Raw genomic sequence first — 23,131 nt, 5'->3', positions numbered from 1 at the left:
TCCTTAAAAAGCTTTTGCGGCCACACGGGCCAATAAACCAGCACCGCGCGTGTAACTGCGGGGCATCAAGCGCTTCATGCGCCAAATCATGCGGGCATCCAGCTGGGGCAACACATACAGCTGCCCCTTGTCCAATGCATTCAATGTTTCTTTCACCACGCCGTCGGCAGACACGCCGGTCCACTCCATCAGCTTGTTGGCCAATTGGTTCGACGCGGCATCAATCCGGCCATCTTTCGTAATATTGGTTTTCACAAAGGTGGGGCACAGTGCGGTCACATTCACGCCAGTGCCAGCCATCTCGGAAGCAAGCGTTTCAGTCAATGCCAAAGCACCGGCCTTGGTCACGTTGTAGGCACTCATCAGCGGTGCAGCAGCAAAGCTGGCCGTGGACGCTACGTTGACGATGCCGCACTTTTTTACAGCACCCTTTTTACGCAAACGTGGCGCAAATACGTGGCAACCGTGAATAACACCCCACAGGTTCACGCCGATGGTCCACTTCCAGTCTTCAATCGTGGTTTCACCAATCGGTTTGCCACCCGCGCCCACACCTGCGTTATTCACCACCAAATCAATGGCGGTGTTGTCCTCGGTTCCACCAAAAATTTCCTCGGCTTGCAAGGCCAGCGCTTCTACGTCCTTTAGCTTGCTGACATCGCATTTCACGGCCCAGGCCTGCGGTACAAACACCAGGTCAGCGTTCTTCAGCTTGCCAGCCACTTGGTCCATGATCATTTCCACGGTCTCCTGCGCGCGTTCCAGGCTAATGTCGGCGCACACTACACGGCCCCCCCTGCGAACTATTTCAAGCGCGAAGGCACGGCCGATACCACTGCCAGCGCCGGTGACCACTGCATTCGCACCCTTGGTAATTTTTTTCCCGAACATGTGTAAATCCTATTGCGCTTGACAGCGCGACCGTGACATTGAACAATGTCATATTAAAACGAACGTTTGTTCGGATTCAATTCGGATTTATTCATGACCAGAAAACCCAAACAAATTCGCTCCCAAAACACGGTGGAAACCATTGTTCAAGGTGCCTTCATTGCACTGGCCAAACATGGCGCAGAAGGCGCAACCACGCGACAAATTGCAGAATATGCCGGTGTAGGTGTTGGCTCGATTTATGAATATTTCGAAAACAAGGAGGCGATTTTCAGCGCCATGGGCGAGCGCTTTTCCAAAGAGCTGGTTGGGGTAATTCAGGGGGCCACAACAAACGTTGTTCGGCTTTCACTGCGCGATGCAGTGTATGAATTGATTGCCCAGACCGCTGAATTCCTGAAAAAAGACGATGAACTGTACCTGCGTTGCGCCCGAGAATCGGCCTTGATGGAAAAGCATGTGCCTTTCGGCCCCATATACCGGGCACTGGCCGACCTGTTTATCCAGCATGCCATCAAGCACCCGGAAATTTTGCGGCTGAACAATCTTCAAACCATGACTTACATTTTCATCAACAGTGGCATCGCCACCATGATTCGGTACTTGAACCACCCCAACCCAGGCTTTACTTTCGATGACCTCGCCAGGGGTCTGGCCGATATGGCTGGGCATTATGTGGAAAGGGAACTGGGCTCTATGTAAGCCCGGTGACAACATTTACCCCCTATACTGCTGGCACAACAACACGACACTGGAGACCACGAATGCGCCCCACGTTGCGCCATGTCAAACACGCCACACTGCTGGCCTGTGCGGCCCTGATTGCGGCCTGCAGCCCGCCCCCACCCGATTCCATGGACAAAATGGCCAACGGCAATATTGTGGAAATTCGTGGATTGAATACTGAGCAACTGACTTTTGTCACGCGCAATCGAATTGTGACCCTGTTCGCAACCGACGCTTACAACATCATGCGGGAAATGAAACGCCACTACCCGCAAGAGTTCAACAGCCACCCCATGCTGTCGGTACAAGCGGTGACGGAACTTCAGAACCAGAAAGGCGAAGTGTTTCAGAACCAGCCACTGTTCACTGTGCACTGGCGCAGACCCGATTTAAACCAGATGGATCTGGATTCCAAATTCAGCCTGGACACCGAAGAAATTCTTCTTTATGCCGATCGCGTAGAATCGCATAGCCTTGTAGGTGACCAGGTCTTGATTGAACATTGCACTGTCACGGGCAACGGTGACAAACGCAAACGCTTTTGCGACCAGGTGCTTGAAGGGTTGTTCAACAAGTAACACTTAATCCATGAAACTGCTGAGCACCATGGTCACTTTGCCCCCTTTCATGATGCTGGTGTCCAAAGGCTCATCGCGCTCCAGTTTCACCAGCCCCACACCGGGCGCATACCATTCACTGTGGTTAATCAGAATTTCCTGATAACCCGCACTGGCGTCGGCATAAAACACCATTTTGCCCATGCCGTCCACGCGCACACATTTCTGGAACACACCCGCAGGCGTTTCCACGGTGTCATCCAGCGATGCGATTTCATACACCATGTCAAATGGCTTGATACTGGCGTTCGCCTCAATGAAGGGTGGCATCCAGTGCGCCACATATGGGCTGGTGTCCATCGTCCAGGTGTAACCCACCCGCAGGTTTCGGCCTTTGGGCAGTATCAGACGTGGTGCTTTATCAGCCTGCGGCTTGGTTTGAACAATGACACGTTTCCCGACACGGTAAAAGCCGTCTTCCCGTTCCTGAACCAGGTAGTCCGTACCATCCGAAGTTCGACGCACCATGCCCTGGATTTCATCGTCCTCCGTTTTGAAACTGGACTGCCCCATGCTGCGAATCATCAAGTCTTTTTTGTTCTTGCCATCGGGCATCACAAAATCGAGTTTGTAGTGCCACTGCAAGCCTTCATCCAGCGGAAAGTATTCACCCCCACCCACTTTGGAACAGGCAGCCAGACCCAGCGCTAAAACGGCCACACTCAAAATTTTCAACATGGCTTACTTCTCCGGCAGCTGGGGATCGGGCAAATCCGTGAATTCCAGATCAATTTTCTTGTCTGCAATTCGCGTGTTGTCACGTGTGGCCTGTGGGTCGAACAATTCGCCACCCACTTCCCCTATTTGCAAATTGCCATTGCGCATCTGGCGCTGCGCAGCATCCAGCTTTACATGCAACTCTTTGTCGTACGGCAACACATAGGCGCGCGGTGTGTCTGAAGGCCTGTCATTGGCCAGGTCGCTGGCCCACACAAACAGGCGTCCCTTGATGCCTTCTGTTTTGTCGGGTTCTTCCACCACCACCGCGTAAAACAAAAACCGCTTGGGCAGATCAGCCTGACTGGGCCAACCCTGTGCATTTTGCCAGTTGATGTAACTGACCCAATAAAAGCCCACTGACACCACAATCAGAACCAGCTTGATTGTCCAGCTCATTCGGCCATACACCAGGGCCAACAGCAACAGCGCCGCCAGAAAAATATAGGCTATGCCCAAACCCACCAACACTTCATTCATTTTCCGTCTGCCTTCACCAAAGATTTTTCAAGTTGATTGATGTTGCTCACCGTGCCATTTGCATCAATCGTGAACCGAACCGCAGTGGCTTCATCGCCCTCTTGCTGCAGGTTGACTGTGGAGTAATGCAACACTTTCAATTTCGGGTTTACCTCTGCAACATAAACGTTCACTGGCACTGGCAATTTGTTTTCGGTTTTGTAGTAGTGCACGTTGACCACGTACTCCCCGGGAGGACGACCCCGAATGGTCAACACCTCCTGGTTCAGGGGGTTCACAAACACCTGCCCTTCAATCTCCTGCGTGTCGTTGGCCAGGCCGCGGTCGTCCCGGTCCAGGTGCAACAAGCCGTCTTGGGGGCGCATAAACCACACCTGCGCTCCAGCGGGTCCGGCGGCCCACACATCAATGTCGTTGGGGTCGTTGTCTGGCCAGCTTACCGTCACCAAAAACTCGGCCTTGGGATCAATAATTCCGCTTTTGGCAGGCGGGTTCAGCAGCAACAAGGCCATCAGAAACAGAAAAGTGAAAATCAACAAGGCGTTGAAAATCAGGTCGGTGAACGGGTCCAGCTCAAAGTCTGGCTTGTGATTGAAAAGCGGCATGCTGCTCAGCTCGCTTTCACGTTTCGGTGTGCATAGTCCACAGTGGCTGCTATCAGTTTGTCGGCGTGGCGATCCAGCATCAAAAACTGTACACCCAACAAAATGCTGCCAATCAAACCCACCAAGGTGGTGTTCATGGCCACACCCATGCCCTGGGTCATTTGCTGCATCAAAGTCTTGATGTCCGAAATATCAAGCTGCTCCAAACCTTCCAGGCTACTGAGCATCATGATGAAACCAACCACGGTACCCAACAAACCCAACTTGATCATAAGCCCCGTGACAAACCAGCCCACCTGGTGCGTACCGCGCGCGCGTTCTGCCATCACCTCAGCCATCAATTGACCTTCGCTAGGATGTGCCAGGGGATGAGTGAGGTAATCGTGGCAAATGGATTGACCCAGTTTGAAGTCGGAGAAACCACCACGAATTTGCTCAAAATACTGGGTCTGCCTACTCAAATAAATGCTTCGCCAGCCTGCAAGGGCACTGCCCACAACAAATGCCAGCACGATCACCACACAAATACGGGTGTTGTCAGTCAGGATAATCCATTGAAAAAGGCCTTTGTGCCAAGTCATGTACAGGCCAAAGCCAGTAAGGCTGATCAGCAACACCCACAGTAAAAACAGGGTGTGTGTTTTGTTGGTAGTCAATGCAAGTAGTCCCTGTGTTGTTATTTGCCTGTCCCAGTTTGCAACAGTTCAAAAGACTACTAGCAAGCTACATTCCAGCAGAGGCTCTAAAAAGCAAATGGCTCTGTTTGGCGGAAAATGCGTTGAATGTTCAACTGGTGTGTTTCAAGTGCTTTGGCATTCACGTTGGGGTCGGTTTGAACATAAACAATGTTTTTAAACTCACCAATTTGCGCACTAATCTGCTCAATCAGCTCCACCTCACTGACACCATCCTCAAGCCCATACAATACTGCTTGTTGAACACGCACAAAGTAGTTCAGGTTGCGTTCTATCCAGTCGCGGCCCAAAACGCCAAATGAAGTCAATACTGTGTCATCTGCCGCCATTCGCGCCTTCAAGCGACCCAAAAAATTGATTCGCTCCACCACATTGCCATCGTACAAATCGGGAATGTCCCTGTTTTGAACAGCCGAGCCTACCCACCACAATTTCAGTTCCTGATTGCGCAACACCAACGCCTCTTCGGTTTCCAGATCGTTGTAGAAGCGAAATTTCCAGGGCACCCAATCGTTGTGCAGCAAACCCAGGTGACCTGTCTTGGTTCGTAAAATACGGCCCGGAACCAGGGACTCCGTGCCTTTTACAGAATCGCTTCCCATTCTTTCGGAAAAGTTGTCAATGCAGGTGGGGCAACGCTCGCGCATCAAATCAGCGGTGCGTTTGCCAGCCACAATACGGCTTGAAAAATTCTCGCCCGGAGCAAGTGTGCTGGCAAAAGCAGCCCGAAAACCGACATTGCCCAACACATGTTCAGGCTTGGGTTGCGTATTCAAAACCCACACCGGCTTGGTACCGAATTTGGAACGAATTGCAGCGGCCGCACTTTCGCCCACGGCGGCAGTTGCGCCGGAATCAATCACCATCAAGGCTTTGGGCGAATCAACCACCACAATCGACAGTGCAAAATCCTGCCCTTCTGCGGGCAGGCTTTGACCAGCACAAGTCCACTCATAGACCGTAGCACGGTGCTGCTGCCAGCAATCGCCTGACTGGGCCTGAGCCAGCGGCGCCAATAGAGACAAAAAAACAGCAGGGACAAGATTTCGAACGTTCAAAGACATGTGAAAACAAAGCCTGAATCAACACAACCCCAAAAGGATAGCCGATTCAGGCCTTGCCTCAAAATGCTAGAACTTCAGACTGACCCCCACCCACGCATTTCGGGGGGTACCTGGCGCCAGAAAAGATTCATAGGTAATGTCACCTTCATCGTCCACCAAGGCACCGTTGCGATCAAAAATATTGCCGCCCAACAAAGCACCATTGAAATATTCACGGTCAAACAGATTGTTTAAACGTGCAATCAAGGTGAGGTTTTTATTCAAGGCATGGTTCACACCCAGATTGAACACGGCAAAACCGGGAATACGACCATTGTCCTTAAACTCAACTGGCCCATCGCCCGGAATATTCACGATACCCGCCTGGTGCTGGTTGTTTTCATTGCCACGCGCGTACTGCTCGCTTTGCGCCTGCATGTCAACAAACAGCGTGGTCGCATCGCTGGCCTTGTAACCCAATGATAATTTCACATTGTGTTCGGCCAGGCCGGGAATTTTGTTGCCCGGTTGCACTTGAATGAAACCACCTTCTACGGCCGGGTCACCGTTCAAATCCACCGCACTGCTGTTCCCTTCGCTGGCCAGTCGGGCTGCACTTTGAAACGTCGCATCCAGGTACTGGTAGCTGGCACCGAAATTCCACACGTGTGTTTCCCAGTCAAAATCCAGTTCAACACCCTGTCTGCGGGTTTTTCCGTAGTTCTGAAAAAAACCGCCAGAACCCGCACCATCGGTGACGAACAAAATGTCGTTTTTGTTATTGGCATGAAATATATTGAAAGAGAAACCATACTGGTTGTTACCGCCAGCCCAACGGGTTCGATAGCCACCCTCGACCGTGGTGGTGATCACTTGCTCAAGAAACGGGTCGGCAGCCATTGCATTCGGTAACAAGCATGGAAATTCCGGGTCAGAACAAGCCAGTTCAACCGGTGTGGGCACCCGGTTGCTGGTGCCCGCACTGGCATACCAGGTGCTGCGCGCAGCCGTTTGATAGGCAATCCCCACAGACGGATTAAAACGTTGGTAGGTGTAATCGTTGTTCAAGCCTGGGCTGGCCTCGCCTTCCTCATTGATCAAAACCGGGCTTAAACGATCTGTGGTTTTCACCGAGGCGTGGTTGTAGCGGCCACCCAATAAAACCGTGGTTTTGTCATTCAAAGTCCACACGTCTTGGGCATACACGCCAAATTGGCGGTTGTTCGCCTCCACATTCACTTGCTCAATCGGTGCGTACAATTCACGCACCGTGCGGTCATTGTTGAACACGCCCAAGGCATAGCTGCGCCTGAAATCCGATTTCCCGAATTCAAGCTGGATGCCCAACAACACCTTGTGCGCACCGAATGGTGCCAAGGCATACTGCAAGCCCAATCCCACCACATCCTGATTCAACACACCGCGGTTGTTTGCTCCAGGGCAATCGGCACTGTCAGGTTCCATGGCAGCAGGGTCGTTTTCATCAAAAGTCACCGTTCCCGGCGCGTAAGCGGTAGAAGCCGGTGCGCTGCAAGTCACGTTGTAAGTGCCCGGGCCCAGGTTGCCTTCCACTTCTGCACGGTCAGGTTCGAACTCAGCCACGCCGAAGCGGTAGTCTTCGTTCTCATTGCCATCGCCGTTGAATGTGGTGGATTTGGAGCTGCGGTAATAGGCGTTCGCTGTCAGTTCAGCTCCGCTTTGCAAGTAGCGCGTGAAGTCCACCGCAAACTGCCCACCGGTGTTTTGAGTGTTGTCAAAATAGGTGTACGACTGGGCACGATTCTGTTCGTAAAAACTGCGGGGCACTACGCCATTTCCGTTCAGGTCAGACTCATAAAGCGCCAAGCTGAAATTGGTCTGAGTGTCACCGGAAACAATGCCCATTTTGCCAAACAACTGAATGACAGAACTCGGTGACAGCACCCGCCAACCATCTTCGTTAAATGAATTAAAGTTCACATAAAAATCGCGTTGAGTGGGTTCATCGACCCAACCTTTCTGAATGCCGAAACGGGTTCGCCCGGAATCGCCCAGTTCAGCATCCACTTGTGTGCCCTGAAAATCGCGGCCACTTTTGGTTTGCATCACAATGGCTCCGCCCAGCGAATTCAAACCGAATTGCGGCATGGTGCCCGGTAGCACAGCAACTTCTTTCAAAGCCGACTGGGGTATGGCATCAAACCGCACCACATCGCCAAAGGTTTCATTCTGGCGCACGCCGTCCACATACACCGACAAGCCGGGCGGTGTCCCCAACAGGGGTGTTACCGAAAAACCGCGATAGGTCACGTCAGACTGATACGGATTGCCCTGGTTGTCGGTCACCTGAACACCGCTGATGCCGCGAAACAGACTGCGGCTGATCGACTCCCTGCTCGAATTTTGCTCCAGAGAGTCTATTTTTTTAACGCTGAAAGGTGCTTGATCAACAGATATCACAGCACCAGGCAGGGGCGTCGTAGAAATCACTTCGATTTCTTCCAGCTGCTGGGCGTACACCGGGACGAGGAATGATGAAACAGAAAGTGCAACAACACGGGTGCACCAATGCGAATGCTGACGCGCAAACATACACAGCCCTTTGATTTGGATTTGTAATTGTGAAGTCCCGCGATTGGCCTGCTCTGCGCGCCATGGAGATTGGCCAGGCAACCGCGCGACTTGTCTTGTCTATATTTCATAATATTGCCAGATTTCGACAGGGAAGTTTTCCCGAAAAGGATTTCACCTCTTCTATGCAAGCCGTTTCTGGTGCACATTGTGGCTATTCAAACAAACAATTCAACCCATGCGTTTAAGCGAGTTGCTGGTTAGACGATTGCTCACCTGGCTTGGCCTTTGGGCTGCATGCTGCGTGTTGGTCGTGTTCACCATGGGCCGGCTGGACGTGCAAACCGAGTATGCGGCCGCCTCTGAGTTGGTTGATGACTTGCACCGCGGGCTTTCGAATGCCGAACCCCTGGGCAATCTGGAACTACAACGCCTGCGCCAACAGCTTGCCGAACGAAAAGCCGAGCAGGAACGCCGGGAAACCCGACGAGAACTCTATTTAATCAGCACCATGTTGCTGCTGATGGCAGCGGGCAGCGGCGTGGTAGTGTGGTATTCCCTTCGGCCCGCCTTGAACAAACCTTTGCAGCAACTGGTTCAATGGCTGCGCGATTATGAAGAATCGGAGCGCGACCCAACAAGACCAGCCCCCACCTTGGAAAACACTGAAGAATTCAGGATCGAGGAGTTCAAACGAATTCACGACAGCGTTTCACAGCTGATTCAAACCCTGAACACCGAGCAAAAGAAAAGCCGCGCGCTGCTAAACCGTGTGGTGGACCTTCAAGAACGTGAACGCCAGACGATTGCACAGGATTTGCACGACTACTTTGGACAATCGCTGACTTCCATTTCGGTGAACTCTGCTTTTCTGGTGAAAAGTACACAGGCAAATACACAAGAGGCCGCAAAGGCCGTGCACGACCAGGCGCAGGAAATGATGGGCTGGCTGCGCAGTTCGCTGCGCGAACTGAAACCACACCTGTTGCTTGAAGTTTCACTTCGCGATGCGGCGCTGGACCTGCTGGACAACTGGGCCAAGCGCCATGGCTGGTACGTTGACTTTGCCTGGGCACCCAACACCCCTGCCCTTCCGAAAGAGGCGCCCATTGCCGTTTATCGCACCTTGCAGGAAGCGCTTACCAATGCGGCCCGACATGCCAATACCAAAAAGTTGAAAGTATTGGCTGGTTTCGATGAGCAGGCCCATGAATTCATCTTGATTGTGGAAAACGATGGTGTTGCCTCGTCTGCTGCCGTCAATCCCTCTTTGGGCCTAACCGGTATTCGCGAAAGAATGGCCATCCTGCAAGGCCATGTGGTCTGGGCCATAGAAGAAGACCGGTTCGTGCTGCGATGCCATATTCCGGTTGTGGAGGTAAATCATGCCCCTTGAATCCAGAATAATTCTGGTAGATGACCACGCGGCAGTTCGCGCGGGTTACAAACGCTTTATTGACTCTGAAACCGACCTGATCGTTGTCGGCGAGGCAGGCAATGCAGACCAGGCCTTCGCCTTGCTGAAAACGCATGCCTGCGATGCATTGGTACTGGACATCAGCATGCCGGGGCAAAGCGGGCTGGAACTGATTAAACGGGTGCGTTTGAAATGGCCCAAACTGGCTTTGGTGGTGCTTTCCATGCACGACAGCCCAGTGGTGGCCGCCAAGGCACTGGAACAGGGTGCGCGGGCCTACGTGACCAAGTCCAGCGAACCCGAAGAGTTGATTCAAGGCATTCGAATGGCACTGGGCGAACAAACATTTGTATCCGGTGACGTTCAAAGCCAAGGCATGTTCAACAGCACCGGGCCACAGTACGCCCAGGAGAACCTGCAACAGCACACCCATGCAACGCAAGAACCGGCGACCACACTGACCTGCGGATTGACCCCCAGAGAAGTGGATGTGGTAAGGCTGCTGGTCGAAGGGCACACCATTGAACAGGTGGGAGTCAGCTTGGGAATCAGCGGCAAAACCGTGAGCAACAACCTGTCACAAATTCGTCAAAAGCTGGGTGTACAAACAGACTTCGAACTGGCTTTCTGGGCCTGGAGCCAGGGTTTTGGAAGAAAACCACCCGGTTTTGGCAAGTAAAGATACTCACGTTTTCCTCATTCGTATTTTCCCGTATTTTGCCTAAAAATCGGCTGCTTTGCCTTGCAACCTGTTGCGTTCTCGGGGATATTCAACCCACAACCAAAATACGACAACACTTTCTCAGGAGGAATTACGCATGATGCTACGCAAAGCAAAAACGGCCATTCTGGCAGCGGCCATTACAGGCTTGGCACTCGCTGCCACACCCGCCAAAGCCGAATTCATCAACATTCTGACCGGCGGTACGTCTGGTATTTATTACCCGATCGGTGTTGCCTTGTCCAAAGTGTATGGCGACAACATCAAAGGTGCACGCACCCAGGTTCAAGCCACCAAAGCATCTGTTGAAAACCTGAACCTGCTGCAACAAGGCCGTGGTGAATTGGGCATTTCTCTGGGCGACTCCGTGAAGCTGGCCTGGGAAGGCGATGCAGATGCAGGCTTCAAAGCCCCCCTGAACAAACTGCGTGGCATTGCTGCCATTTACCCCAACTACGTACAAATTGTGGCATCCAAATCGTCTGGCATTACTTCTCTGGACCAACTAAAGGGCAAAGGTCTATCAGTGGGTGCCGCCAAATCGGGCACTGAATTGAATGCCCGTGCCATTTTGGGTGCTGCTGGCATGAGCTACAAAGACCTCGGCAAGACCGAGTACTTGCCTTACGCAGAATCGGTCGAGTTGATGAAAAACCGTCAACTGGACGCCACTTTGCAATCGGCAGGCTTGGGGGTAGCCTCACTGAAAGACTTGTCTGCCTCTATGGAAGTGAGCATGGTTGCTGTGCCTCCCGACGTGGTTAAAAAGCTGGGCGCGCCTTACGTACCCGGCACCATTCCGGCAGGCACTTATCAGGGTCAAACCAAAGACGTTCCCACTGCGGCGATCGTGAACTTCCTGATTACGCACTCCGAAGTGTCTGACGAAACTGCCTATCAAATGACCAAACTTCTGTGGGAAAACCTGGCTGCTCTGCGCTCTGCCCACAAAGCGGCTGAAGCCATCAAGTTTGAAAATGCCTTGCAAGGCATGCCAGTACCACTGCACCCCGGTGCAGAAAAGTTTTACCGCGAAAAAGGTTTGATCAAGTAAGCAGGCAAACCTGCGAAGCAATTAGCAAGTAGCACCTGCCACACTCCGCCGGGGTGTGGCTTTCAACCTCAGTTACCTTGTGGGCCCGTTCAGGGCTTTTCGTCTATGTCCAATACTCCCGATTCAGCCGTAGCCACAGAAGCCAACTCTGGCTTTCACGACCCAACATCCGCCGGGTTCACGCGTTCATTTGAGGGCCGCCTGCTCTTCTGGATTGCTGTTTTATTCTCGACATTTCAGATTGCAACAGCTGCACACTTGTTTGATTTACCCAGTCAGGTTCAACGGGCGTGCCACGTGGGCTTTTTGCTGCTGCTCACATTTCCCTTGATTGCCATCAACAAGAATGCTGCCGTGAAGGCGATTGCCTGGGTGCTGGCCTTGGCCGCGCTCGGAGTAGCGGGCTACCAATGGGTAGAGTACGAACCCTTGCTAATTCGCGCTGGCGACCCCACCGAATTGGACATTTACCTGGGTGTGATCGCCATTGCCACTGTGTTTGTGGCCACCTGGCTTTTAATGGGCCCTGCCCTGCCGATTATTTGCGGCACATTTTTCGCCTATTGCCTGTTCGGCCAATACCTGCCGGCGCCATTTGACCACCGGGGATACGACTTCCACCAAGTGATCGAACACATGGCCTACGGCACAGAAGGTATTTATGGCATCCCGACCTATGTGTCGGCATCGTATATTTTCCTGTTTATTTTGTTTGGTGCTTTTCTCGAAAAAGCTGGCATGATCAAGCTGTTCACCGACTTCGCGCTGGGCCTGGTGGGCCACGCACAGGGCGGTGCTGCCAAAGTGGCTGTGGTGTCCTCGGCACTCATGGGTACCATTTCAGGTTCAGGCGTGGCCAACGTGGTTACAACTGGTCAATTCACAATTCCCTTGATGAAAAAATTCGGCTACCGAGCCGCTTTCGCTGGCGGGGTTGAATCCACCGCCTCCATGGGTGGTCAGTTGATGCCACCGGTCATGGGCGCAGTGGCTTTCATCATGGCCGAAACGCTGGGTGTGGCGTATTCCGAAATTGTGAAGGCAGCGATCATTCCGGCCATTCTGTATTTCTTTGGTGCCTTCTGGATGGTGCACCTGGAAGCCGGCAAACATGGCTTGAAAGGCTTGGATAAAAAAGACTTGCCTTCCCCTTTAAAAGCCGTGAAAGAACAGTGGTACCTCGTCATTCCCCTGGTGGCACTGGTGTGGTTGTTGGTGGGTGGCTACACGCCCTTGTTTGCCGGCACTGTAGGCCTTGCCTTTACTGTGGTACTTATTCTGGGCGCATCCATCGCAATTGGCTTGCCAAACACCGTAATTCGGGTGTTGTTCTGGATTGGATTGGGTGTGGTGTGTGCTGCTTTCCTGCAATTCGGCATTTGGGTAATCGCGGGGGCAATCATTGCGTTGATCGCTGTGAACGCTCTGAAAAAAGGTGGTCGGGAAACCCTGGCTGCTTGCCGTGATTCACTGGCCGATGGTGCAAAATCGGCTCTGCCTGTGGGTGTGGCATGCGCCATGGTGGGTATTATCATCGGCACCATGACACTGACTGGTGCAGCCAATACATTCGGTCAGTTTGTGGTCAGCGTGGGCGAAAATAGTTTGTTCCTTTCACTGGTGCTGACCATGCTCACCTGTATTGTATTGGGCATGGGTATTCCAACCATTCCCAATTACATCATTACCTCCAGCATTGCAGGCCCAGCGCTTGAACAGCTTGGTGTACCTTTGATTGTCAGCCACATGTTCGTGTTCTATTTCGGCATTCTGGCCGACCTGACCCCCCCTGTGGCATTGGCCTGTTTTGCAGCCGCACCGATCGCCAAAGAGCGCGGACTGACCATTTCCATGGAGGCGGTGAAAATTGCTGCAGCAGGTTTTGTCATTCCTTTTATGGCGGTTTACACCCCCTCATTGATGCTTCAGGACGGTGGCCCTCTTGCAAGTGAAATTGGCTATATTCCTGCTGTTATCTACATCGTGATTAAAACAGTGCTGGCGATCAGCCTGTGGGGCGCGGCAGTCATTGGTTATTTGGGCGCGAAGTTACCGGTGTGGATGCGAGTGCTGGCGATGGTTGCATCGTTCACGCTTATTGCAGCCTTGCCCATCACCGATGAAATCGGCTTTGCCCTGTCTGTGGTGTTTGGCTACCTGGCTTGGCGCAACGTGCGCGCAGTGAAAGGCAAGCTGCAGCCTGCATGAGCCTGTGTGTATTCATCGCCGGGAAATCAGCGGCCTGCCTTGCAGGTTTGCTGTTTTCCCTGAGCTGGACTCACTCGGTGGAAAAAACCGAGTGGGTTGAACACTGGCAGCTGAAAGATGAACAACTGGTATTGAAAGAAACATTTGTCAAAGGCAGTGGTGCAGGAATCGACCCGGCACCCAATGCAGTGCTTGAGAACGGCTGGTATCGCTGGGCACCTGAATCGCCGTTGACTGTACCTGCCATCTCACTGGCCAATTCAGAATTGACGCCCGACAACTGGATGCTTTGCGCGCTGGATTCGGTGACTCGCGAAACAAGCAAGTGCATTGATTTTGCGAAGTTCGAAGATCGGGGCGTTGAGTTGTTTACCATCCAAGCGAGCAGATAGCCGATTGTTTAGTGTGCGGTGTGGGCAGGTGAGGCTTGTGTGTAGCAACGGTTGGCCGGCTTTGCAAGGCTTCCCGGCGGCTTCGCAGCGCGGGGCGGTTCCGAAAGGAACCGATGCGAAGGCGCTTAAGCGTTTCGCATGCCCCAAGCCAGAAGCATCAAGCCGGAATCAGAAGCATTGCTTAGGCCAACCGTTGCCACACACAAGCCTCGCCAATACCAATCATCAATCACCAACCGCCAGCCTCAGCCCCCACCCCTCAAGGTGTGCATCTGAAACTGCTTCGAGAAATGCGCCCTCGCATCAGCAGGCACACCATCAGAAAACGCCAGCGTCACTTCCATGCGTTTTAAACGCACCAAAGCAATCACGCGGTCTGGCATTTCTTTCCAGGCAATTCGCGCAGTACCACCCTGCACTTCAAAATCCGCATGACCAGCCTGCTCGGAAGTCATTGGAAAGAGTTCAGCAATCATGTGTACCCAGCGACGCAACTCGCGCTCGGTGCACGACATATCCAGCGCTTTGTCGGTGTTGAAAATGGCCATGCGAAACTAACCGCCCGCAATGGGAGGCCAAATGGCCAACACATCGTCGGGTGTTAATACTTTGCTGGCTCGATCGGCTGGATCCACATACACACCGTTCACAAGTACCAAGTGTGTAAGCTTCTCCGGAAGATGAAACTGGTCAATGATTTGTTGCACGGTGCTGCCCTCTTTTATCTGCAAGCGAACCGCGTTGTCCACGCGGTTCGTTGGCAAATAGTCGGTCAGTGTTGCAAAGAGCTTGAGGGTAATTTCCATGTACTTTGTGACTGAGCGCAAGCCAGATAGGCTTCCATTAATCGGGTTGGATCTTCGAGCAAATGGTCTTTCCATTCGCCCAAGTGGATTTTGCCCTGAATCAGACCCCGCATGACGCCAACATGGTTCGTTAGCCCCAAACTGGTTGCACCAATCAGTACATCGCCAAGAAACTCCAAACGCATGTAGGAAAATTCGTCCTTGTTTTGCAACTCGACGCTTTGCCCACCCTCTGCACCCCACCACTGCCCAAACGAGGCAGCGATCAAACCCAAGGTATCCAGCACGTTCATCGCCAAACTGCCTTGTGTTTGTGTGCCCTGCCCCATCATGTTTTGGGCGGCAATGCGTGCATCATCAGCCGCAGCCGGTTGAATCATGTTCACGGTTTTCTCACCGGTTGAGAAATCGCGAACCTGTGCTACATCGCCAGCGGCGTACACATCGGCAATATTGGTTTGCATGTGATCGTCCACCAGCAAGCCCTGATCCACCTGCAAGCCACTGCCTTCGAGAAAGTCAAGGTTGGGTTTCACACCCGTGGCAGAAATCACCAAGTCCACTTCCAGCACTTCACCGTTTGAAAGTTTTGCACGCAAAGGTGCACCGTCTTTCGCAGCCACTGCCGTGCCGAAACCAATCGCAGAGCCAATTTTCTCAATCAGACTTTGCTGTTGAGCCTGGCTACCCACTTCAATGGCTTCAACTTTCGTTGAACAATGCACATTCACGCCTTTCTTGATACACCAGTCGCGAATCATGGAACCCGCACCTTCAGTCATCATGCGGGGCACCATGCGGTTGCCCATTTCAACCACAGTCAACTTCACGCCGCGCAAGGCCAGTGCTTCCATGATGATGCAGCCGATAAAACCCGCACCCATTTGCAACACGCGCGAGCCGGGCTTGGCCAGCTCGATAATTTGCCGTGCATTTTCCAGTGTCCAGCAAGGGTGTACGCCTGGCAAATTCACCCCAGGAATGGGGGGTGAAATTGGCCGCGCACCAGTGGCAATCAGCAGCTTGTCGTATTCAAGCACATCGCCATTGTCCAGGTGAACTTTCTTGCCTGCCGTGTCCAGCCTGGTGGCGCGTGCGCGAATTTCTTGAATATTCTGCTTCTTGAAATGGTCGGGGTCTTTGCGAAGGTAAGTGCCCTTTTCACCCACCTTGCCAATCAGCAGGTATGGAATAGCCATGCGGGAGTATGGGGGTTCCGGTTCGGCACCCACCATCACGATTGAATCGCGTGGCCGCTGCTTGCGAATTTGCTCGGCAGCGACCACCCCCGCAGGCCCGTTACCCAAGATAACGTGCCGTGTTGGAGTGGTTACAGTCATAGCCCCAAGCGCTCCAGTGTTGCTGAAGTTGGGCGACCCTCGGTGTCCCAGCCACGCAGCTCGAAGTACTCAGGCAGCATTTTGTCGATGCCGTTGACCAGGCCTTTGGCAGGACCCACTTTCGCTGCGTCTTTCTTCAAACGTGCAGGCAGGTCGTCGTCAGCCTTGGTGAAACCGGCTTCCAGGTTGAACTGGCGTTCCATGTTCCAGATGCGTTCACCCATGGTTTCCAGATTCGCCATGTCGAACTCATCGCCACATGCAGCAGCAACCTGTGGTTGCACATCAGCCAGCGTCCAGGCAAAGCTGGTGAACACGCAAATACCGGCTGAGTCGAACACGGCTGTTGCATCCTGGAATGCTTTCACCAAAGCTGGCTTTCCATCGGTCACCAAGGGGTCGGTTTTCACCGGAATACCCAGCACTTCCGATGCCACGGTGTAACCACGCAAGTGGCAGGCACCGCGGTTGGAAGTGGCATACGCCAAACCCATACCCTGAATACCGCGAGAGTCGTAGGCCGGGAATTCCTGACCCTTTACGCTCATCGACAATTCGGGGTGGCCATACTTGGCCGTCAAGCGCTTGGAGCCCTGGCCAATTTCAATGCCAAAACCTTCGCCATTGCACGTGTCTTCACTGAGCTTCACCAATGCTTGCGCGGAACCAAATGGCGCCTTGCAGCCAAGTTGTGCTTCAGTCAACACGCCCATTTCATACAATTCCATCACGGCTGAAACAGTGGCGCCCAAAGAAATCGGATCAATGCCATGCTCGTTGCACAGAAAGTTCACATACGTGAGTGCTTCCAGATCGTTCACACCGTTCGATGAACCCAAAGCCCAGGCTGCTTCGTATTCCAAACCGCCAGATGCACCATGGTACTGCGGCTTGTTTTCTACGGTGAAGTGGGTTTCGTCAATTTTGGAAATGCGTCCGCAAGCAATGGTGCAACCAAAACAGGCCTGGTTGGTGACCAGGTTGGCCTTGCCATCGGTTTTGCGGGGCTCGTGCATTTTCTCGCCAGAAATGTCTTTGGCGCCATCAAAAATAACATCGCGGTGATTGTTGGTGGGCATGGCACCCATCTCGTTGATCACGTTCATCAAGACCTGGGTGCCGTAGGTGGGCAGGCCAGTACCGGTCACGGCGTTCTCAGCGAGAATTTTTTTCTTCTCGTAAGTCACCTTCATGAATTCCTTGGGGTTGGAAATATTGCCAACGCCCTTGGTGCCACGCACTGCGATTGCTTTCACGTTCTTGGAACCCATCACAGCGCCAACGCCTGAACGGCCAGCCGCGCGGTGCAAGTCGTTCACAATGGCTGCATACAGCACCTGGTTCTCACCGGCCTTGCCGATTGAGCACACACGCATCAGCGGGTCCTGGTGTTTGGTTTTGATGGCAGGCTCGGTGTCCCACACGCTCTTGCCCCACAGATCAGAAGCATCCATCAATTTCGCACTTTCATTTTCAATTAGCAGGTACACAGGCTTGGGCGATTTGCCTTCCATGATCACCATGTCCCAACCAGCACTCTTCAATTCATTGCCAAAGTAGCCACCTGAATTTGAGCAGGCAATTGCGCCAGTCAGCGGGCCCTTGGTGATCACTGAATAGCGGCCGCCAGTGGAGGCCATGGTGCCTGTCAGCGGGCCTGTTGCATAAATAATCTTGTTTTCGGGCGAAAGTGGATCCACTTTCGCATTCACTTCTTCCACAAAGTACTTGGTGGCCAAACCACGCTGGCCAAGGTAGCTTTTCGCCCAATCCATTCTCAAGTCTTCGCTGGTGCAGGTGCCTGCTGTCAGGTTCACGCGCAGTACTTTACCGGTCCATGCCATTTGTATTACTCCCTTCTCTCTGTTCTATTCAATGGTCAACGAGTTACGCGTGAGCCTGGTTGCTCAGCTTCTCGGCCCACTGCTTCATTTTGTCCAAACCAGTCCAGTTGGAATCCACAAAAGTGATTGCGCCGGTTGGGCAGGCAGTTGCACAGGCGGGGTCGCCGCCGCACAGGTCGCACTTTTGAACCTTGCCGGTTTCCTGAACATAGTTCACCGTGCCAAACGGGCAGGCGATTGTGCACACTTTGCAACCCACGCAGGTGTCTTCTGACACCACTTTCACGCCATTGGTTTTGTCCATGGTGATGGCTTCAACCGGGCAGGCATGCAAACACCAAGCCTCATCGCACTGGGTGCAGGTGTAAGGCACTTTCTTGCCGGTGTGATGAAAGTCGAATACCTTAATTCGTGACAGTGAGGTGTTGAACACCTGATAATTCTCATAGCTACACGCCATTTCACACTGAAGGCAGCCCGTGCATTTGTCAGGCGTGATGTGAAGAGATTTTTGCATCCCGTTGTTCCTCGCTTCTTTGGTTATTTGTTTTGGGCACTACATACATGCCTTCTTATGCAATAAGCCTGCCAACTTGAAAAGAAAATTTCAGCGGCTCTCGGCAACACTTTTCCGAGTTTTTGCACATGGGGTTTTCCCGATGCAACACAGCTGTTTCAAAATGGAACACTTGTTGCAACAAAAAAGCCCTGCGATTGCGCAGGGCTTTAAGTACACATAAACCAGAATGAATTCAGGTCAAATCAAGGTCTCATGTACTTCACACCATAATTGGAAAAAATCTTTTCCAGCTCACCACTTTCCTTCAACTCATTCATGGCCACTGTCAGTTTTTCAGCCAACTCTTTGTTGCTTTTCTTGGTGGCCATGCCCACAGCCCAACCTTTGGGTGGCAGTGCATTGTGCGGCACTTTGGCCACAAAATAATCTGCTTTTTTATCTGGGTGCTGGTGCAGCGCCCACTCCAACTCGGCACGCGTGGCCATGACTGCCACCAGTTCGCCATTCACCATGGCATCAACCGCTTCTTTGGGCGTCTTGAAGTTCACCAGATTGTTTGCATACGCGGCACCATCGGCGCCAGCCAACATGATGCTGGGGAGGGCTGCTGCTTCAGCGCCAATTTTGTTGCCTGTTTCCGAGAACGGTTTCAGGCTGTCCAATGTTGGCAGTTTCTTGATATTACGTGCCACGAAAATATCGTCGCGGGTGTAAGGAGAAAAGAACAGGGCCTGGTCCTCCTTCTGCATAATGTAAGCATCAACGGGTGCATGCATCAAAATATCGGCGGGCGCACCTGCCAGGTAATGGCCACGCGTCACCATGTTTCGAATGTCGTCGGAGAACTCTTCATCCTCAGTAAAAGCGCGCACCCGCAAGCCCAAACCCAGCTTGGCCGCCAAGGCTTTGGCAATGTCCACGTCAATGCCTTTGCCTTCATGTGAATAAGGTGCCAAGTAGTTGTACACCGCCACAGTCAACACGCCAGAGGCCTGCACCTTGGCCCAGTCACTTAACTCTTGTGCGGCAGCGCCAAGCTGAAAGGAAAAGCCCAGCGCAACAGCACCAAACCATTTGATCAAAGGTAATTTACACATTGGATTGAACGAATTCTTCATAAGGTCTCCTGAAAGCCGTGCCTTGGATGCACTTTTTATTTTGAATGGATACTGAAACAGACAGGAGGGGCCTGTTGTTTCAAACAACGGACCCGCCCCACATGCCCATATGTCGAGTTATTCGTACTTCCGAGTTTCAACATATGCCTTGATGGCCCAAATGGCTTCCTGACTCAAAATACCCGCAAACGCAGGCATGTAGACGCGGTCACCACGAACTTTGCCGCCCAGTACCGAATTGCGGTAGTAGGTGTCAATTTCCACCTTGCATTGCTCCTTGGCTTTCTTGCCCGCAAAAGAATCGCACTCAGTGTTCATTTTGCGCAAGTCTGGAGAAATTCCCCCACTCACCGCCTCAAGGCCATGGCACCGGGCGCAGTTCTGGTTGTAGGCTGAGCTGCCCACACGAATGGCTTCCTTGTCACCAACATACGGATTGGTTTCCAGCATGTCATCGCCCAATGGCTTGAGCGTGGACACATCCACAACCTGCGGGGTTACATCACCGTGAGCCAATGCCACTGAAGCAGCAATTGAAAAAATGGTTGCCACAAGGGCTTTACGAACTAACATCACAACTCCTGTATTTCTAAGAATGATTCAACACAGGGTAGCTACTGCAATCCCCATGCCACCCTATTCATTTGGATTTGTGAATTAGTTTTACCAATTGTGACAAATCGCGAACTCTATGGTGCGGCTTCCTGATCTGTGCTACTTTTTATCAAAATGTGTTTCATTCTGAAACACATTGGATTGAGTTGGCACAGTGCTTGCATTGGGCAACATAGCAGCTGAAATATCAATACAAGCAAAAACATTCAGCGCTTCAAGTTGCACCCAAAACCATACTTATAAAACGCAGCACCACAAGAAGCAGGAGACATGGATGGCATTCTTATCCGAGCGGGATGGCGGCAGCCTCGCATCCAACGCCCAAGTGATTGAATTGATCGACCCGGGCACGGAAGGACACCTCGAATTCATTCGGCGTGCGCATCAGCGTTCAACGGCTGCTGGTTTGGACACTACTTCCAAAGTGGACATGGCCCCACCGCCCAGCAGTTCACTGAAAGAATTGATCGAGAAAAACAACCGGTTAAAATCGTGCGCTTTGCCCTTCATGGAAACCCTGTACGAGCAAGTGGTTAACACCCACAGCATGGTGTTGTTGACCGATGCCAGCGGAACCATTATTGAATCGCTGGGCGACGATGATTTTTTGGTGAAAGCCCAGAAAGTAGCCTTGGCTCCCGGCGTCACCTGGAGTGAGGAACACAAAGGCACCAATGCCATTGGCACCGCACTGATTGAGGAATTGCCCACTGTTGTTCACGGGCAAGATCACTTTCTGGATGTGAACCGTTTTCTGACCTGTTCAGCCGCCCCCATCTTTGACCCAAACGGTGTGGCGATTGGCGTGCTTGATGTAACGGGCGACTATCGCAGCTACCACCGCCATACCATGGGCCTGGTGCGTATGTCCGCGCAAATGATTGAAAACCATTTGTTCAACAGCTCGTTTCAAGACGCAATTATTGTTCAATTTCACCAGCGTGGCGAGTTTCTGGGTTCGGTTGTGGAAGGCGCAGCAGCCTTCTCGCCAGCGGGTAAGTTTCTGGCTGCCAATCGTGCAGCCATGGTGCAATTTGGCATGTCCGCCAATGCACTGAAAAGCCACACCTTCAGTTCTCTTTTTGGCATGCCTTTGTCGGCCTTGATCGACCACTACCGCACCTGTAACCCCATTCCGCTCATTCTGTGTTTGCACAATGGCAACCAGGTTACCGCACGTGCCAGCTTGGGCAGTGTAGGCCGAGGCAGAATTTTTGACTCTGTGGGCTTGGTGAAAAACAATTCCGATGCGGCTGTGCTACAAAACCAGGCACCAGCCACGCAAAAAGCAAACACCACCTGTCAAAAAAGTCATCACCTGTCCAGCCTGAAATACCTGAACACAGGCGACCCGCAAGTGGCCAAGATCATCGAGAAAGTGGGCAAGGTGATTGACAAGGACATTCCCATTTTGATTCTGGGAGAAACTGGCACTGGCAAGGAGATTCTTGCGCAGGCCATACACAACGATTCGCCAAGACACGACAAGCCTTTTGTTGCGGTGAATTGCGCATCCATTCCAGAAACGCTGATTGAATCCGAGTTGTTTGGATACGAAGACGGTGCATTCACTGGCGCAAAAAAGAAGGGTTCGCAAGGCCGAATTCTACAAGCCAACGGCGGTACCCTGTTTCTTGACGAAATCGGTGACATGCCAATTTCACTGCAAGCAAGATTGCTGCGGGTATTGCAAGAAAGGGTGGTGACGCCACTGGGCAGCCAGAAGAGCATTCCTGTGAACTTGCAAGTGATTTGCGCCACGCACCGTAACTTGCGCGATCAAATCGCCGCGGGACAGTTCCGCGAAGACTTGTACTACCGGCTTCATGGCTTGGTCGTTCGTCTTCCCGCCTTGCGCGAGCGCACTGACCTACAAAAAATCATTCAGCGCATTCTGGAAAATGAATCGCACAACCCGCGCATTCGTGTGTCTGGCGAAGTGATGAAAGCATTCACCACGCACGCATGGCCGGGCAATATTCGCCAACTGACCAATATTTTGCGCACCGCCAGCGTGATGACGGATGAAGCAGAAACGATTGAGTGGGACCATCTGCCCGATGACTTCCTCGACGAATGGCGTGCATTGCGACTGGACAACACCACCAGGCCAGTGGAGCAAGAACCTGTTGAAACAGAGGGGCGTCAACAACACCCGCGTGCAACAACACCAACAGCAAACACACGCCCACAGTTCAGCGTGCGCAGTAATTTTTCAGTGCAAAACAAAATCGCGGCACAGGTTCACAGCAATGCGCCGGCGTTCCCGGCAAGAAGCAAACCAAGCCCATTTGAAGTGCAGGTTCACCAGCGGCCAGGGGCCACGCCCAAAGGCAATGGCCTGGACCAAACATTCAGCAAGTTCAGGGAAGGTCGGTTCGACAGCTGGACGCACAGTACAAAACCCGCCAGCCGGGAAAATCAGATGGGTACACTGCCGCAGCCACCGCGCTTCAAAGAAGACAGCTACGACACCCGCGCCCATGATGCAAGGGCGCAAGGTTACCTGGGTTCACGACAGGCCACTGCAAGGGCTCAAGTTGAAAATCCAATCAATTTGGACGACCTTGAATCACGTGCCATTCAAGATGCGCTGGAAACCTGTAGAGGCAATGTCAGCGCAGCAGCAAGAATGCTGGGTATTTCCAGAAACACAATTTACCGGCGCTTGAATTCAAAGTAAAAAATCGCGTTTAACAAACAACTCTTTGCCTTTAAATAACCACCCCACTGCAGGGTGGTTTTTTTTGGCACAAACCAACTGAACAGTTG

At 52.5% G+C, this 23,131-nt stretch carries 22 protein-coding genes; 8 read left to right on the top strand and 14 right to left on the bottom strand.

From position 1 onward, the window contains the following. Nucleotides 1-3: 3 nt before the first annotated feature. Nucleotides 4-891, bottom strand: coding sequence for an SDR family NAD(P)-dependent oxidoreductase (locus HKT17_RS04415; protein WP_171098136.1), 888 nt, complete (start codon nucleotides 889-891; stop codon nucleotides 4-6). Nucleotides 892-984: 93 nt separating this feature from the next. Between HKT17_RS04415 and HKT17_RS04410 the strand changes: the two genes are divergently transcribed. Then, a complete protein-coding gene (locus HKT17_RS04410) occupies nucleotides 985-1,593 on the top strand; it encodes a TetR/AcrR family transcriptional regulator (protein WP_171098135.1) in 609 nt (202 codons plus the stop codon). A 62-nt stretch (nucleotides 1,594-1,655) separates the two neighbouring features. After that, nucleotides 1,656-2,195, top strand: a complete 540-nt coding sequence (locus tag HKT17_RS04405; RefSeq protein ID WP_105028520.1) for a hypothetical protein — start codon at nucleotides 1,656-1,658, stop codon at nucleotides 2,193-2,195. A gap of 3 nt (nucleotides 2,196-2,198) precedes the next feature. On the opposite strand, the gene HKT17_RS04400 is transcribed toward HKT17_RS04405, so the two are convergent. From HKT17_RS04400 to HKT17_RS04375, 6 genes are all read right to left on the bottom strand, one after another. Beyond that, nucleotides 2,199-2,912, bottom strand: coding sequence for a hypothetical protein (locus HKT17_RS04400; protein WP_171098133.1), 714 nt, complete (start codon nucleotides 2,910-2,912; stop codon nucleotides 2,199-2,201). A gap of 3 nt (nucleotides 2,913-2,915) precedes the next feature. Continuing rightward, nucleotides 2,916-3,431 carry a hypothetical protein gene (locus HKT17_RS04395; RefSeq protein ID WP_171098131.1) on the bottom strand — a complete coding sequence of 172 codons (516 nt, stop codon included), beginning with the start codon at nucleotides 3,429-3,431 and terminating at the stop codon, nucleotides 2,916-2,918. Further along, entirely contained in the window at nucleotides 3,428-4,036 is a 609-nt protein-coding gene (locus tag HKT17_RS04390) for a hypothetical protein (RefSeq protein WP_171098129.1), read from the bottom strand. Before HKT17_RS04390 ends, HKT17_RS04395 begins: the two co-directional genes overlap by 4 nt. Nucleotides 4,037-4,041: 5 nt before the next feature. Next, nucleotides 4,042-4,692 carry a MotA/TolQ/ExbB proton channel family protein gene (locus HKT17_RS04385; protein WP_105028516.1) on the bottom strand — a complete coding sequence of 217 codons (651 nt, stop codon included), beginning with the start codon at nucleotides 4,690-4,692 and terminating at the stop codon, nucleotides 4,042-4,044. 86 nt (nucleotides 4,693-4,778) lie between these two features. After that, nucleotides 4,779-5,795: an MBL fold metallo-hydrolase gene (locus tag HKT17_RS04380; protein ID WP_171098128.1), complete on the bottom strand. Its 1,017-nt coding sequence runs from the start codon at nucleotides 5,793-5,795 to the stop codon at nucleotides 4,779-4,781. A 66-nt stretch (nucleotides 5,796-5,861) separates the two neighbouring features. Then, nucleotides 5,862-8,345, bottom strand: coding sequence for a TonB-dependent receptor (locus tag HKT17_RS04375; RefSeq protein ID WP_171098125.1), 2,484 nt, complete (start codon nucleotides 8,343-8,345; stop codon nucleotides 5,862-5,864). Between the two features lie 217 nt (nucleotides 8,346-8,562). On the opposite strand from HKT17_RS04375, the gene HKT17_RS04370 reads away from it, so the two are divergent. The 5 genes from HKT17_RS04370 to HKT17_RS04350 all read left to right on the top strand — a co-directional run bounded on the left by HKT17_RS04370 (nucleotide 8,563) and on the right by HKT17_RS04350 (nucleotide 14,116). Further along, on the top strand, nucleotides 8,563-9,720 hold the full coding sequence (locus HKT17_RS04370) for a sensor histidine kinase (RefSeq protein ID WP_171098123.1): 1,158 nt from the start codon (nucleotides 8,563-8,565) through the stop codon (nucleotides 9,718-9,720). After that, entirely contained in the window at nucleotides 9,710-10,420 is a 711-nt protein-coding gene (locus HKT17_RS04365; protein WP_171098121.1) for a response regulator transcription factor, read from the top strand. Before HKT17_RS04370 ends, HKT17_RS04365 begins: the two co-directional genes overlap by 11 nt. Nucleotides 10,421-10,559: 139 nt before the next feature. Then, nucleotides 10,560-11,516 carry a TAXI family TRAP transporter solute-binding subunit gene (locus HKT17_RS04360; RefSeq protein WP_171098118.1) on the top strand — a complete coding sequence of 319 codons (957 nt, stop codon included), beginning with the start codon at nucleotides 10,560-10,562 and terminating at the stop codon, nucleotides 11,514-11,516. Between the two features lie 105 nt (nucleotides 11,517-11,621). Further along, the gene (locus tag HKT17_RS04355; RefSeq protein WP_171098116.1) at nucleotides 11,622-13,724 is read left to right on the top strand and encodes a TRAP transporter permease; all 2,103 of its coding nucleotides are present in this window, start codon (nucleotides 11,622-11,624) and stop codon (nucleotides 13,722-13,724) included. Continuing rightward, on the top strand, nucleotides 13,721-14,116 hold the full coding sequence (locus HKT17_RS04350) for a DUF1850 domain-containing protein (protein ID WP_171098115.1): 396 nt from the start codon (nucleotides 13,721-13,723) through the stop codon (nucleotides 14,114-14,116). Before HKT17_RS04355 ends, HKT17_RS04350 begins: the two co-directional genes overlap by 4 nt. A 245-nt stretch (nucleotides 14,117-14,361) precedes the next feature. Here the strand turns inward: HKT17_RS04350 and HKT17_RS04345 are convergent, their stop codons facing one another. The 7 genes from HKT17_RS04345 to pedF all read right to left on the bottom strand — a co-directional run bounded on the left by HKT17_RS04345 (nucleotide 14,362) and on the right by pedF (nucleotide 20,317). Next, complete coding sequence (locus HKT17_RS04345; protein ID WP_171098113.1) at nucleotides 14,362-14,664, bottom strand: hypothetical protein; 303 nt, start codon at nucleotides 14,662-14,664, stop codon at nucleotides 14,362-14,364. Nucleotides 14,665-14,670: 6 nt separating this feature from the next. Continuing rightward, entirely contained in the window at nucleotides 14,671-14,922 is a 252-nt protein-coding gene (locus tag HKT17_RS04340) for a MoaD/ThiS family protein (RefSeq protein WP_105028506.1), read from the bottom strand. Next, nucleotides 14,889-16,262, bottom strand: a complete 1,374-nt coding sequence (locus HKT17_RS04335; protein WP_105028505.1) for an NAD(P)/FAD-dependent oxidoreductase — start codon at nucleotides 16,260-16,262, stop codon at nucleotides 14,889-14,891. Before HKT17_RS04335 ends, HKT17_RS04340 begins: the two co-directional genes overlap by 34 nt. Continuing rightward, nucleotides 16,259-18,106 carry an aldehyde ferredoxin oxidoreductase family protein gene (locus HKT17_RS04330; RefSeq protein ID WP_171098111.1) on the bottom strand — a complete coding sequence of 616 codons (1,848 nt, stop codon included), beginning with the start codon at nucleotides 18,104-18,106 and terminating at the stop codon, nucleotides 16,259-16,261. Before HKT17_RS04330 ends, HKT17_RS04335 begins: the two co-directional genes overlap by 4 nt. A 43-nt stretch (nucleotides 18,107-18,149) precedes the next feature. Continuing rightward, the gene (locus HKT17_RS04325) at nucleotides 18,150-18,623 is read right to left on the bottom strand and encodes a 4Fe-4S dicluster domain-containing protein (RefSeq protein WP_008251418.1); all 474 of its coding nucleotides are present in this window, start codon (nucleotides 18,621-18,623) and stop codon (nucleotides 18,150-18,152) included. 245 nt (nucleotides 18,624-18,868) lie between these two features. Further along, nucleotides 18,869-19,744, bottom strand: a complete 876-nt coding sequence (locus tag HKT17_RS04320) for a substrate-binding periplasmic protein (protein ID WP_171098108.1) — start codon at nucleotides 19,742-19,744, stop codon at nucleotides 18,869-18,871. Nucleotides 19,745-19,861: 117 nt separating this feature from the next. Beyond that, nucleotides 19,862-20,317: a cytochrome c-550 PedF gene (pedF, locus tag HKT17_RS04315; RefSeq protein WP_171098106.1), complete on the bottom strand. Its 456-nt coding sequence runs from the start codon at nucleotides 20,315-20,317 to the stop codon at nucleotides 19,862-19,864. 316 nt (nucleotides 20,318-20,633) lie between these two features. Between pedF and HKT17_RS04310 the strand changes: the two genes are divergently transcribed. Next, a complete protein-coding gene (locus tag HKT17_RS04310) occupies nucleotides 20,634-23,042 on the top strand; it encodes a sigma-54-dependent Fis family transcriptional regulator (RefSeq protein WP_371815428.1) in 2,409 nt (802 codons plus the stop codon). Nucleotides 23,043-23,131: the final 89 nt, after the last annotated feature.

Source organism: Limnobacter sp. SAORIC-580, from assembly GCF_013004065.1.
Classification (GTDB): domain Bacteria; phylum Pseudomonadota; class Gammaproteobacteria; order Burkholderiales; family Burkholderiaceae_B; genus Limnobacter; species Limnobacter profundi.
Note: the sequence above shows the minus strand (reverse complement) of the source record. Positions and strands in the feature narration are given on the sequence as shown.